The sequence below is a fragment of the Sphingobium aromaticiconvertens genome (assembly GCF_037154075.1).
Lineage (GTDB): Bacteria > Pseudomonadota > Alphaproteobacteria > Sphingomonadales > Sphingomonadaceae > Sphingobium > Sphingobium aromaticiconvertens.
In genome coordinates this window covers 2254049-2266218 of record NZ_JBANRJ010000001.1, presented here as the reverse complement: position 1 = coordinate 2266218, position 12170 = coordinate 2254049, and the positions used below count along the sequence as shown (strand labels likewise).

The 12170-nt window shown below is 65.5% G+C and carries 13 protein-coding genes and 1 tRNA gene; 1 reads left to right on the top strand and 13 read right to left on the bottom strand.

From position 1 onward, the window contains the following. Window positions 1-22 precede the first annotated feature (22 nt). Window positions 23-98 (top strand) — tRNA-Thr (locus tag WFR25_RS10890). Window positions 99-120: 22 nt separating this feature from the next. Here WFR25_RS10890 and WFR25_RS10885 read toward each other — a convergent pair. From WFR25_RS10885 to WFR25_RS10825, 13 genes are all read right to left on the bottom strand, one after another. Then, on the bottom strand, window positions 121-876 hold the full coding sequence (locus tag WFR25_RS10885) for a prepilin peptidase (protein WP_336970884.1): 756 nt from the start codon (window positions 874-876) through the stop codon (window positions 121-123). Beyond that, a complete protein-coding gene (gene gspN, locus WFR25_RS10880) occupies window positions 873-1595 on the bottom strand; it encodes a type II secretion system protein N (RefSeq protein WP_336970883.1) in 723 nt (240 codons plus the stop codon). Before gspN ends, WFR25_RS10885 begins: the two co-directional genes overlap by 4 nt. Beyond that, on the bottom strand, window positions 1592-2080 hold the full coding sequence (locus WFR25_RS10875; protein ID WP_336970881.1) for a type II secretion system protein M: 489 nt from the start codon (window positions 2078-2080) through the stop codon (window positions 1592-1594). Before WFR25_RS10875 ends, gspN begins: the two co-directional genes overlap by 4 nt. After that, window positions 2077-3195: a type II secretion system protein GspL gene (gene gspL / locus WFR25_RS10870; protein ID WP_336970879.1), complete on the bottom strand. Its 1119-nt coding sequence runs from the start codon at window positions 3193-3195 to the stop codon at window positions 2077-2079. Before gspL ends, WFR25_RS10875 begins: the two co-directional genes overlap by 4 nt. Next, window positions 3192-4178 carry a type II secretion system minor pseudopilin GspK gene (gene gspK / locus WFR25_RS10865; RefSeq protein WP_336970878.1) on the bottom strand — a complete coding sequence of 329 codons (987 nt, stop codon included), beginning with the start codon at window positions 4176-4178 and terminating at the stop codon, window positions 3192-3194. The genes gspL and gspK overlap by 4 nt, the downstream gene beginning before the upstream one ends. Then, the gene (gene gspJ / locus WFR25_RS10860) at window positions 4171-4848 is read right to left on the bottom strand and encodes a type II secretion system minor pseudopilin GspJ (protein ID WP_336974854.1); all 678 of its coding nucleotides are present in this window, start codon (window positions 4846-4848) and stop codon (window positions 4171-4173) included. The genes gspK and gspJ overlap by 8 nt, the downstream gene beginning before the upstream one ends. Further along, on the bottom strand, window positions 4848-5222 hold the full coding sequence (gspI, locus tag WFR25_RS10855) for a type II secretion system minor pseudopilin GspI (protein ID WP_336970876.1): 375 nt from the start codon (window positions 5220-5222) through the stop codon (window positions 4848-4850). The genes gspJ and gspI overlap by 1 nt, the downstream gene beginning before the upstream one ends. A gap of 31 nt (window positions 5223-5253) precedes the next feature. Next, entirely contained in the window at window positions 5254-5727 is a 474-nt protein-coding gene (locus WFR25_RS10850) for a GspH/FimT family pseudopilin (protein ID WP_336970874.1), read from the bottom strand. Beyond that, window positions 5699-6196 carry a type II secretion system major pseudopilin GspG gene (gene gspG / locus WFR25_RS10845; RefSeq protein WP_336970872.1) on the bottom strand — a complete coding sequence of 166 codons (498 nt, stop codon included), beginning with the start codon at window positions 6194-6196 and terminating at the stop codon, window positions 5699-5701. Before gspG ends, WFR25_RS10850 begins: the two co-directional genes overlap by 29 nt. A 19-nt stretch (window positions 6197-6215) precedes the next feature. After that, window positions 6216-7433 carry a type II secretion system inner membrane protein GspF gene (gene gspF / locus WFR25_RS10840; RefSeq protein WP_336970870.1) on the bottom strand — a complete coding sequence of 406 codons (1218 nt, stop codon included), beginning with the start codon at window positions 7431-7433 and terminating at the stop codon, window positions 6216-6218. Continuing rightward, window positions 7426-8946 carry a type II secretion system ATPase GspE gene (gene gspE, locus WFR25_RS10835; RefSeq protein WP_336974852.1) on the bottom strand — a complete coding sequence of 507 codons (1521 nt, stop codon included), beginning with the start codon at window positions 8944-8946 and terminating at the stop codon, window positions 7426-7428. The genes gspF and gspE overlap by 8 nt, the downstream gene beginning before the upstream one ends. A gap of 71 nt (window positions 8947-9017) precedes the next feature. Then, window positions 9018-11219, bottom strand: coding sequence for a type II secretion system secretin GspD (gene gspD, locus WFR25_RS10830; protein ID WP_336970869.1), 2202 nt, complete (start codon window positions 11217-11219; stop codon window positions 9018-9020). Beyond that, complete coding sequence (locus WFR25_RS10825; RefSeq protein ID WP_336970867.1) at window positions 11216-12061, bottom strand: type II secretion system protein N; 846 nt, start codon at window positions 12059-12061, stop codon at window positions 11216-11218. The genes gspD and WFR25_RS10825 overlap by 4 nt, the downstream gene beginning before the upstream one ends. Between the last annotated feature and the right edge of the window lie 109 nt (window positions 12062-12170).

The following is a 12170-nucleotide window of genomic DNA, read 5'->3' as shown; positions in this document are numbered from 1 at the left end:
CGCGTTTCGCCTGTCGTGGCGCGCCGGCTTAGCTCAGTTGGTAGAGCACCTGATTTGTAATCAGGGGGTCAGGGGTTCGAACCCTCTAGCCGGCACCATATTTCCCGCGGTTTCCGGCGATCAAACCCCGGTCAGCACCCGCATGGCCACCCACCCCGGCACCGCCCCGATCGCCAGAAATGTCCCCAGCGGCACGCGCGTCGCGGCATTCGCCCGCTGGCCACCCACGGCCGACACCAGCACCACCAGCAATCCCAGCAGCGCGCCCGACAACAGGATGAACGGCAGCGCCTGCCAGCCGAACCATGCGCCCAGCGCGCCCAGCAGCTTGGCATCGCCCAGCCCCAACCCTTCGCGTCCGCGCAGCGCGCGATAGCCAAAGGCAATCGCCAGCAACGCGCCATAGCCCGCCGCTGCGCCGATAACCCGGTCGATCATCGCCGTATCGGTTGCCCATAGACCGATCGTCAGCCCCAGAAACGCCAGCGGCAATGTCAGGGCATCCGGCAACCAGAAATGGCGCCAGTCCAGCACCGCCAACGTCAACAAAAACCAGCCCAGCAGTGCCCAGCCGATCCCGCCCATGTTCGGCATGATCGTCAGTGCCAGCGCGCCGATCACCGCGCAACCCAGTTCCATCGCGATGTGCAGGGGGGCGATTCGCGCCCCACAGATCCGGCATCGCCCACGCTGAAACAGAGCACTCAACAGCGGCACCAGATCGCGCACGCCCAGCACCCGGCCACATCCGTCACAGGCCGACCGACCCCGCGATATTCCGCGCCCCTGCGGCCAGCGCAGGATCAGCGTCGACAGGAAACTCCCCGCAATCGCCCCTGCGACCGCGCCGAACAAAGCCGCCAGCGATGCGCTCACAATGTCCCTTCGACCTTCAACACCTGCGCGTTGCCGACACTGGCGAAGCCCACCGCACCCAGCGCCTGCGCCAGCGTGGTGTCCGCCGTTTCCACGCGCATCTCCGTGGTATAGCGACCCGACGCCCACAGGCGCAGATTGATCTTTTCCATGCCCGACTGGCTGACCAGTGGCAGCAGCAGCGCATCGCCGTCACAGGTCGCGGTCCCGCTCAACCCCTGCGTCAGGTTGAGGCCCGCGATCCGCCCGGCGACCTGTGCCAACACCCGGCCCTCCGCATGACCACAGCGCCCTGCGGCAAAGTGGACGCTCACATCGTTCATCACCATGCCGCCGATCGGCAGCGGCGCCAATGTTCGGCCCAGTGGAATGGCCCCGGTCACATCATCGATCCCGAACCGTCCGAAACCCGCCGTCATCGCGCCGCTCACATCGTCGGCCAGCCCAGCCTTGCGCCCCATGTCGAACCGCGCTCGCCCGGCGAGCAACTGGATCGGCGACAGCGCGACCCGTACCGATCCCATCGGCACTTTGCCCAGCATCAACTGGTCCACCCGCCCGCTCCAGATCGTGCCGCGCACATCGCGTGCGGTCACGCCCATCCGTTCGAATCCGGCCAGCCCCAGAGCGATCCGCAGCGGGAAGAAAATCAGCAGGCCAAGGATGAAAAGCCCGATAAGCAGCCAGCGCGCCCGACGCGAGAGCGACAGGCCCATCATTGTCCGCCTCCACGTACCAGCACCGCCTGCACCGACACGCTGCCAGCCGTCGGCGCAGGTTGGGCGCGCATCGTCTCCACGCGCACGCCCTGCCCTTCCAACCGGGCGAGCCAGGAAAAGAGCGCGATCGGTCGCACCGAGGCAATGGCGATGTCGATCCGGTCCTGCCCCTGCGCTTGCGCACGCTCCAATGTCAGCCCGGCCTCACCCGCACTCTGCCCCACATATTGGTCGAGTGGCGTCGCTGGTCCCGCGCTTGCCGCTTGCGCTGGCAAACGCTTCATCATCGCCACCTTCGCCCGGATAGCCGCATTGCGATCCGCTGCCTCCAGCATCGCTGTGCGGGTCGACAGACGCGCCGCATCGATCGGTCGCACCAGCCCGAACCACAGGATGACGATCGCGATCAGGCCGAACATCACGCCCAGCATCCATTGTTCGCGGGTTGATCGCTCTGCCCACATCGCCTTGAAACCTGCCATCATGACGTCACCGTTATGTCAGCCAGCGTTCGACCGCCGGGGTCCTTGGATGAGTTCGCGGTGATCGTGAAGCCCGCCGCCTGCAACGCGACCAGCACGCTGTTGATATCCTCTGCCTTGGCCGCTGCCAGGGTCGCGCGCAGCATCCCGTCCGGGTCGCGCGACACCGCCATGATCGCCACGCCGGGCGCGCCCTGCATCGCGGAGAAAAGGCCAGCGGTCGGGGCGGTAAAGGCATAGCCGCCCACGCCCCGGCCCGCCAATTGCGTATCCATCTGCGCCTCTGCCAGCGCCGCATCCGTGGCATTGGGCAGCACCGTGCGCGCCAGCGTCAAACTCTCGACATCCAGCCGGTTCGCCTCCAGATGCTGTCGCCCGATCCCGATCAGGGCAATCAACAGGCTGGCAAGCAGGATCAGGCCGATCCAGACCGCCATCCGCTGAACGACCTGACGATCCACTGCCCGCCGCACACGCTTGCCAAATTCGCCCTGTCGCAGGTTGAGCGGTGGCGCATCCAGCGCGGCGATGGCTTGGGCATTCACGACATCGGCGGGCACATCCCGCATCACGTCTTCGCCGATCAGCGCGGGCACCGCCATGTCGCCGCTGAGCGCAAGATCGACACCGCGCAGCACCTCGGCACCGCCAACCATGCCCCGCACGAACCCGGCGTCTGGCGCAGGCAACAGCAGCGCGGCGGGAACAAGGATATCGGGGTCCAGCCCATGATGCTGCGCCCAGAGCAGCCAGTGCTGTAAATCGGCGCGGCCCACCACGGCCACGATATGCGGCCTTGCCGGATCGTCATTCTCGTCAGGCGCGGCGAACAGGCTGTCCGCACCCGCGACGCTGCCCGCCAGCACCGCCAGCCGAGCCGCAGCCCGCGCCTGCCGCACCGGCAGGTCAGGATGCGATACCCAATGCAGTGCCGTCAGCGCGGCGGGCAGCACCAGCATGACGACGCATCCGTCGGGCAAAGTCGTCAGGCCACAAGCGGCCAGCCAGTTCGCGCCCGCGCCCGTCTGCACAACCGCGCCGTCCACCACCCGCATCCACAGCGGCTCGCCGCCCTCGCTTTCGGGCAGCGCGATGATCAGCCCCTCGCGCACGCTCATGCCGCGTCTCCCATCGCGCGTCGGACCAGCACCGCTGGCGTCTGTTGTGCGTCGATCAGCACCTTTTCCACTAATTGCGTGCCCCCGACATCCACTGAAATATCCACATCAAACCATCGCGTCGCCACTTTAACCTGCGACGCCACCTCATCCAGCGGCTGCGCGCCCTGCTGTATGGGAATCGCCCAGAATTCATGGGTGCCGCCATAGCCATCGGCGGGCCGCCGCGCCAGCAATTGCCGGGCCTGATCGACGCTCAACTGCCCCTGTACCAGCATTGCCAATAACGGCGCCTGATCGGGCAGCAGCGTGTTCACATTGATGGGCGACAGGTCGGCGGTCGGCAAGGCACAGACCCATGGCCGCACCCGGTCATAGATGGCGGGCGTCACGCCGTTGATGACCCGCAATTCGCTCGGGTCGATCACGAAGCGATTGGCGGCACGATAGGGCGTTGGCGCCCGGACATAGACCTCATCCTCCGCACCACCGGGTTGCGGCACGCTGTCTGTGTCTATCCAGTCGGCGAGCGACATCGCGACCTGCTGCGCTGCCCGCGGATCGATGCCCAGCACTTGCATAAGCGCCTGAAATTGCGTGACCCCGATCGGCCTTACTTTAAGGTTCGTCTCATCTTCACCCTCCACGACGCTATTTAGATTGAAACAATTGCCGCCGTCGGTCACGCGCGCCGTCGCCATGCCGCCTGGCACGGGCAGCGCCTGCGGCGCGCCGAGCCAACCGCCCTGAAGGGTGGTGCGTCCCGGCCGCATGGCGACCAGATCGCCGATCCGCAGGCGCGCGATTTCCGCCCCGGCATCGGCATAGGCCCGCGCCTGATCGATCTCGCCGCCATTACCCGTCATCCGTGTCGCCAGCGCCAGCCGTTCCAGCGCGGTAGAGGCGATCACCGCCATCACCGCGACCAGCAGCAGGACGGTCAACAGAGCCGCGCCGCGTTCATTCCCGCCCGGTTCAACCATTGGGCGTGCCTTCGACCAGCGATCGCTCCAAAGGCCCCGGTCCCACCAGGAAGCGCAGCGTCACCGGTGGCTCCCCCCGGCGCGTCACCACGGCTTCGACCGCGCGGGGCATCAGATCGGGCTGACCCGGCGTCCAATCCTCCCGCCAGTCGCCTTGCGGATCGCGAAAGCGCAATGCGACATCCTCGATCCCGTCAAGCAGCACCGCAGGCTCGCTGCCAAAGGCGCCATCCACGAACGGATAGCTGCGCCGCTCCAGCCGCCCCTGCCGCACCCAATATTCGATCTTCTGGAGCGAGGAACGCGGCATCCGGTTGAGGTTGCTCCACCCGCCGCGCACGAATTGCATCACCGGCGTGCCCTCGCCCGCCCTATGCGCCCAGAAGGCAGGCGCCAACGTTCCATTTTCGGTCCGGCTGATGCGCGGCAGCGCCTGCGCCAGATCGCCACCGATCGCCCCACCCGCACGCTGGATGGCGGCCAGTTCGTCCAGCCGTATCTTGACCTGCGCCTGCGCCGACACGCTGTTGCCCAGCAGCAGCACGCCCGCCCCCGCCAGCATGGCGAAGATGGTCAGCGCCACGAGCAGTTCGATCAACGTGAAGCCCTGTTGGGCGGAACGTCGCGAAAGCGTGAAGCCCTGTTGATGCCTATGATCGGGTTGCGGCATCATTCCGCCACCCGCACGAAACTCAGCACGCTGGGCGATCCGCCGCCGCCCTGCGGCTCGACCGTCACATCGACCTGCACCAACCGTTTGTCATCAGTCGCCTTTACAGTGCGGGTCCAGTGCCATTGTCGGCCGCCATTGGTCACATCGCCCTGCGCTTCACCCATTGCGGGCGGCTGCACATCGGTCTGCGTCTCCACCATGATATTGCGCGCGACGATCTGCCCCAGCGTCTTGGCATCAAGGTCCGCCGCCGTCCGCAACGTCACCCCCTGAAGCCGCACCAGCGCCAACGCCGCAAGGCTGAACACGGCCAACGCAACGAGCATTTCCAGCAGCGTGAAGCCCTGTTGGGCGGAACGTCGCAAAGACATGAAGCCCTGCTGGGCGGAAGTCCTGACGCGTTCAGCCACCCACCGCGACCTTTCCGCTCATGTCGACCGATACCGACACCCGCTCCCCATCGCGGGTCAGCGTCACGGTCAGCGGATCGCTCGGCAGGCCTGTCGAATCGAAGGCCATCTGCGTCGCTTCATCCCGGCCCGTCACCGCACGCGTCCCGCCTTTCCAGTCGGTCGTGAGGAAGGGCTTTTCCTCGATCGGCACCCACGCCCCGCCCTCACGGCGCTGGAAGCCATAGCCGCTGGGCGAGACCCACAGCCCCACAGGGCGCGCGGTGACGATCGCTTCGTCGCGGGCGGCGGCAACGCGCGCGGCGAAGCGATCGGCATCCTCGATCACGCGTCCGCGCGGATCGGGGATCGCCAGCACGACGGCTGCCGAGACGAAGCCGATGATCGTGATGACGACCATCAGTTCGAGCAGCGTGAAGCCGTGTTCGGCGGAACGGTCAAAGCTCGCTGGAATAAAGGTCCGCATTGTCCGCTTCCCCGCCCGGCTGCCCGTCCGCGCCCATCGACGCGATGTCGAACGCGCCCTTTCGGCCCGGTACGCTATACCGATAAGGACGGCCCCAGGGATCATCCGGCAGCTTCTTGATATAGCCGCCCCGGCGGTAACGCTGTGGCTGAGTGAGCGACGCGGGTGGACTGAGCAGTGCCTGCAACCCGTCCGTACCCGATGGATAGGTCAGGTTATCCAGCCGATATTGTTCCAGCGCCTGCTCGATCGTGGAGATGTCCGCCTTCGCCTTCTCTACCCGCGCGGTATCGGTCGCGGGGATGACGTTGATCGCCACGATCGTCGCCAGCAGGCCGATGATGACGATGACGACCATCAGTTCGACAAGCGTGAAGCCGTGTTCGGCGGAACGCCTCACGGGCGTGAAGCCGTGTTCGGCGGAACGCTTCGAGAAACCGAAGCCGTGTTCGGCGGAACGACGTTCCATGAGAGAATTATTCAACATTTCAGGCACCTGTAAGGCTTTGCAGTTGCAGGATCGGCAGCAGGATCGACAGAATGATGACGGCGACGATCGCCCCCATCAATATGATGATGATCGGCTCCAGCATCGCCAGCGCCGCGCCGGTAAAGGTATCGAACTCGCGCTCCAGATAATCGGCCGCGCGTTCCAGCATCGTGTCCAGCCGCCCGGCGGCCTCGCCGCTCGCCGCCAGATAGACCAGCAGCGGCGGGAAAACGCCCGCCCGCCGCAACGCCGCCGACAGGCTGCCGCCGCCACGGATGGCCTCGACAATGTCGTCGGATGCGCGACGCAGCACGCGATTATGAACGGTGCTGGCGGTCAGCGACAGGCCCTCCATCAACGGCAGGCGGCTTGCCACCATGGTCGACAGGGTGCGCGCCATTCGCGCGGCGTGCAAGTCGCGGATCAGGCGGCCGATCACCGGCAAGCGCAGCAGCGCGCCATCGAAACGAAAACGGATGCTTTCCACCTTCAAGGCCCGCCACGCGCCAACGCCCGCCAGCGCCATGAGGATCAGCAGCAGCCACCACCAGGCCGCGAGGAAAGCCGATATTCCCATGACGATCCGCGTCAGCAGCGGCAGGGTTTGCCCCACCGTATCGAACTGCTCGACCACCTTGGGGACGACAAAGATCATCAGCGCCGCCACCACGCAGACCGCAAAACCCGCCAATACGCTGGGATAGGCGATCGCCGTTATCACTTTCGACCGGATCACGGCCTGCCGTTCCATCAGGTCGGACAGACGTTCCATGATCGTGGGCAAGCTGCCCGAGCTTTCACCCGCAGAAATCATCGCGCGAAACAGCGGCGGAAAGCTTTTTGGTTCCGCCCCCATCGCATCGGCCAGCCGCCGCCCCTCCATCACGCCGCCATGCACCTTGCCGACGATGGCGCGCACATGATCCTGCTCGCTCTGCCGACCGATGGTCCGCAGCGATTCCTCCAGTGGACTGACTTGCACTAGCGTCGAAAGCTGCCGCGTAAACAGCGTCAGTTCCTTGGGCGACAGGCGCGCGGCGCGCAGCGAGAGGCCCGCACGCTTCCGTGCAACGGCGACAGCGCCCGGTTCCACCTTCACCACGAACATCTTGCGCGCGTCCAGCCGCGCCCGCGCGTCCTCGATCGTCTCGGCCTTCACGCTGCCCTTGCGCTCGCGCCCGGCAGGATCAATCGCGATATAGTCATACTCAGCCATCGGGCGCCAACTCAGGCTCCAGCTCGGGCGAATCCCGCCGCGAAATGCGGATTGCTTCCTCAGCCGTGGTCTGTCCGTCCCGCACAAGCGCCCGCGCCGCAGATCCCAGGTTCGGGGTGTTCAGGAAGGCATGGCGCGCGATCAGGGATTCGTCACCACCATCGTTGATCAGGCGGCGGATCGTATCGTCGATACGGATCGCCTCGAACACGCCAATCCGGCCCTTGTACCCGGTGCCGCTGCACTCCTCACAACCACGCGCACGATAGATGATGGTGCCCGGATCAAAGCCCAGCAAGGCGCTGGCCGACTTGTCCGCCTGCACCGGTTCCCGGCAATGCTGGCAAAGCCGCCGCACCAGTCGCTGCGCGATCACCGCGCGCAGGGTGGAGGCCATCAGGAACGGTTCAACCCGCATGTCGCGCATCCGCGTGATCGCGCCCACCGCGTCATTGGTGTGGACTGTCGAGAGCACCAGATGCCCCGTCAGCGACGCCTGCACCGCGATCTCCGCAGTCTCGCGGTCGCGGATTTCGCCGACCATCACGACGTCGGGATCCTGGCGCAAAATCGCGCGCAACCCGGCGGCGAAGGTCAGTCCGACCTTCGCATTGACCTGCGTCTGCCCGACGCCGTCCATCGCATATTCGACCGGGTCTTCCACGGTCAGGATATTGCGGCTGCCATCGTTCAACTGGCGCAGGCCCGCATAGAGCGTGGTCGTCTTGCCCGATCCGGTCGGTCCAGTAACCAGAATGATGCCGTTCGGTTCGGCCAGCCCTTCACGGAAAATCCGGTCCGCCGCCCCCGCCATGCCCAGCAGGTCAAGCGACATGCCCGCATTTTCCTTGTCCAATATGCGCAGCACGACCCGCTCGCCCGCGCGGCTCGGCAAGGTGGAGACACGCACATCCAGCAGCTTGCCACCCAGCGTCAGGCCGATGCGCCCATCCTGCGGCACACGCCGCTCCGCAATGTCCAGCCGCGCCATCACCTTGATACGGCTGACGACCACCGGCGCGACATGCGGCGGCATCCGCAGCGTTTCCCGCAGCACGCCATCGACGCGCATCCGCACGACGAGGCCGGTTTCATAGGGTTCGATATGGATGTCGCTGACGCCCTGCCGCGCGGCTTCGGCGATGATGCCGTTGATCAGGCGGATGGCCGGTGCATCGTCGGCGCTGTCGAGCAAATCGTCGGCGGTTGGCAGGTCGGTGGCGAGCATGTCCAGCTCGTCCGCGCCCATTTCCAGCGATCCCGCCATGGCCGCCGCGCTGCCGTCCATCGCATAGCGTTCGGACAGATGCTTGTCGAACTGCGCCGCTTCGACGAAACGAACGTCGAAACTGCGCGCCAGATGCCGCCGGACCTCCAGCAATACGCGCGGATCACTGCCTTCGCGCATGGCAATCTCCAGCCGCTCGCCCTCACCGGCGAGCAGGACGAGGCCGTTCTTTCGCGCAAAGCCATAGGGAATGTCGATCGGGCGCGGCGCGATATACGGCGTTATACCGCGCTCCTGCTCCGAAGCCCCGTGCGGAAGCGGCAAGCCTGTCCCACCGCTGCTATCATCCTGTTCGTTCACGGCTTCACTCCGCTGGCCGGAAGTTCGACGGGTCGCACGACGCTGCTGGATTGCCGCGTTTCGGGTTCGATCACTTGCGGCGGCGGGACGGACCCGGCGGGCGGAGCCACCACTTGCCCCGGACCATCGACCGGCAGCGGCGGTGTCGCGCCCATATAGTCGCGGACCAGTTCGTCGATGGTCGGCTCCGTATCGGGGCTGCGCCGCATCTGCATGTCGCGGACATAGCCATAGCGCTGCTGCGTCAGGCGACGCGCATCCTCCTTGCTTCGCAGGATCGTCGGCCGGATGAAGACCATCAGGTTCGTCTTGGTCTTGCTGCGGCTGCGTGACTTGAACAGTTCGCCAATGCCGGGAATGTCCGACAAGAGCGGGATACGCTCGATCGTCCGCCGCTCATTGTCATCCAGCAGGCCACCCAGCGCCAATATCTCGCCATCATCCACCGTGACGGTCGTCTCGATCTCGCGCTTGTTGATGATCAGGTCGCTGCTGTTGTTGCTGACCGGTCCGGCGACGCTGCTCACCTCCTGCTTCAGGAACAATTTAATCGCGCCGCCGGTGTTGATCTGGGGCTTCACCTCCAGCTTGATACCGACATCCTGCCGCTGCACGGTACGGAACTGATTGTCGAAATTCTGGGAAAGCGCTTCGCCGGTCGTGACCGGCACCTGCTGGCCGACCAGGATCGACGCCTTCTGGTTGTCCAGCGTCATGACCGAGGGTGTGGACAGAAGGTTGCTGGTAGAATCCGATCGCACGGCGTTGATGATCGCCCCGAACAGGCCGTTATTGCCAAGGCCCGTCGCAATCCCGCCAAAGCCGCCCGTCGCATTGCGAAGGCTGTCGACCGCTGCTTGCTGGAGGCTGCTGGCCAGGTCGCCGTTTTCGCGCGTCGTCGTGGTGGTGCGCGTGCCATCGGGTGCGACGACGACCGTTTCAGTCGTACCCAGTTCGTTAGCGCCGATGGCCCCCGCCAGCGTCAGCAGATTGGGCGAGGCGTTGGAATAGTTGGTTGCGGCAAAGCCCGTCTTGGTGCTGCCGATCAGGAACTGCACGCCCAGATTGCGCGCGGCAATGTCGCCAATCTCGACAATGATCGCCTCTACCAGCACCTGTTCGCGCCGTGTGTCCAACTGGCGGATCGTCTCGCCCAGCATCCGCTGCACGTCGCTATTGGCCGCGACGATGATCGCGTTCGCGCCCTCATAGCGGGTGACGATCGCCGGGCCGCGTGTCGATATGCCGCCGCCCGATGAAGAGGATGCCGAGGCCGCAGCAGTCGGAACGGCGGATGTCGTCGGTGCCGCGCTCGCAGAAGGCGCAGCACTGGGCGTCGTCGCGCTGATGCTGGAAGACGCCTGCCCGACAAGTTGCTGCAATACCGGCAACAGCTTTTCAGCATCGGCATGTTCCAGCCAGTAAACCCGGATTTCGGTCCCGCTGGCGGCCTGCCGGTCAAGGTTGCGCGCCATTTCCGCCAGTCGCGCCACGGTGCCCGCATCGCCGCGAAGGGCGATTGCGTTGCTGCTGTCGATCGGCACGACGGTTGAGGCGGAGGGGGCAGCCCCCTCGCCTCCACCACCGGCCACCAACGCCTGAAGCGACGTCGCGATCTCTCGCGCTCCGGCATTTTTCAGCATCACCACCTGGGATGTGGATGTGTCGCGGTCCACGCGCGCAATCACTTGCCGGATTCGTGAAATATTATCGGCATAGTCAGCGACGACCACGCTGTTGCCCGCCCGGTTGGCCGTCACCGACCCGTCTTTGCTGACCAATGGCCGCAGCGTTTCCAGCGCCGACGCCGCATCGATCGACCGCAGGCGGAAGACTTCGGTTACAAAGCTGTTGCGATTGGCCGCGCTGCCCACCGAACTGGGTTGTCCTGCCGCTCCGTCAGCAGGCTGCACACGATAGGCGCCGCCCGGTCCCGGTATCGCCACCAGTCCGTTGGCCCGCAGCGTAGACAGAAAAATCTCGAAATATTCGGACCGGCTGAGCGGCCGGTCGGTCACGACCGACACCTTCCCCTGCACCCGATTGTCGATGATGAAGGTGCGCCCCGTCACCCGCGCCGCATCCTGAATGAAGGCGCGGATGTCCGCATCGCGTACATTCAGCGTTTGCTGGGCATGAACAGGGGCCGCCAGCACGAGCGCGAGGGCGGCGGAAGCGGTCAGGAAATATCTGGTCATTGGCCTTGCAACGTAAGGGCGATGGGCACCACGGCCGCGCCGCGCTCCACCATCAGGGAAATGCGCGCACCCGGCGCGATCTGGTTCTGAAGGACGGCGAGATCACCGCCCGATCCGATCACCCTGCCATTGACCTGGGTCACGATGTCGCCGGGCTGGAAGCCCGCGGCGGCAAAACCCGGTCCCCTGGACTGGAGCACCAGACCCGTCACGCGGCCATTCTGGGTCCGGGGCGCGAAACCGACATCGCGCTTCAACATTTCGGACGTCGGACTGCCAAGGGGCGGTTGGGGCGGCGGGGCCATCGGCGACTGCGCAACTGCGGCCACTTCGCCTGCTCCCGGAGGCGCTTCCGGCGCGGGCGTGGACTGGTCGATGAAGACCTGCTCCTCCGCGCCACCCCGGTCGATCGTCACATGATCGAAAGCGACGCCCTTCAACACCACGCCCGGCATGATCTCATCACCCACGGCAAAGCTGTTCTGGATGCCGTCGGGCGTCGCGATGATCGCCGATCCCAAGCCGGACCCTTCATTGAGGCGGATGCCATAAACCGTGAGCGCCAGCGACGTGACGACGACATTGCCCCCTTGCGGCGTATCGCCCCGGAAAAAGGGATCGAAGCTGGAGAATAGCGCCTCCCGCGCGGCGGGCGCCAGAATCTCGGCCTGCCGCCCTTCCCATGGCCCCGCTGGCCCGAACGGCGTCATCACCGCCCATATGAGCCGCGCCGCCTGAAGCGCCACACCGGCCAACAGCGCCATTTCGGCGACTGACAACCAGTTCACCGGGACTGCGCGCAGTCGCCATCCATCCAGTCTCTCTCGCCCCGGAACGCGCATCTCAGTCGAAATCCCCCTTTGGATGTCGCCTGCTAGTTAATGGATTTTACCAACAGATGACAGTAATGTGACGGTAATATGACAATCGGCGAGAGGCTTGATTTTCCAC

Coding starts and splice junctions, on each gene's coding strand:
- gspG (WP_336970872.1), bottom strand. CDS start 6,196: ATGGAACGTCGTTCCGCCGAACACGGCTTCGGTTTCTCGAAGCGTTCC.
- gspL (WP_336970879.1), bottom strand. CDS start 3,195: ATGAGCGTGCGCGAGGGGCTGATCATCGCGCTGCCCGAAAGCGAGGGC.
- gspD (WP_336970869.1), bottom strand. CDS start 11,219: ATGACCAGATATTTCCTGACCGCTTCCGCCGCCCTCGCGCTCGTGCTG.
- WFR25_RS10825 (WP_336970867.1), bottom strand. CDS start 12,061: ATGCGCGTTCCGGGGCGAGAGAGACTGGATGGATGGCGACTGCGCGCA.
- gspJ (WP_336974854.1), bottom strand. CDS start 4,848: ATGCCGCAACCCGATCATAGGCATCAACAGGGCTTCACGCTTTCGCGA.
- gspI (WP_336970876.1), bottom strand. CDS start 5,222: ATGTCTTTGCGACGTTCCGCCCAACAGGGCTTCACGCTGCTGGAAATG.
- gspN (WP_336970883.1), bottom strand. CDS start 1,595: ATGATGGGCCTGTCGCTCTCGCGTCGGGCGCGCTGGCTGCTTATCGGG.
- gspF (WP_336970870.1), bottom strand. CDS start 7,433: ATGGCTGAGTATGACTATATCGCGATTGATCCTGCCGGGCGCGAGCGC.
- WFR25_RS10875 (WP_336970881.1), bottom strand. CDS start 2,080: ATGATGGCAGGTTTCAAGGCGATGTGGGCAGAGCGATCAACCCGCGAA.
- WFR25_RS10850 (WP_336970874.1), bottom strand. CDS start 5,727: ATGCGGACCTTTATTCCAGCGAGCTTTGACCGTTCCGCCGAACACGGC.
- gspK (WP_336970878.1), bottom strand. CDS start 4,178: ATGGTTGAACCGGGCGGGAATGAACGCGGCGCGGCTCTGTTGACCGTC.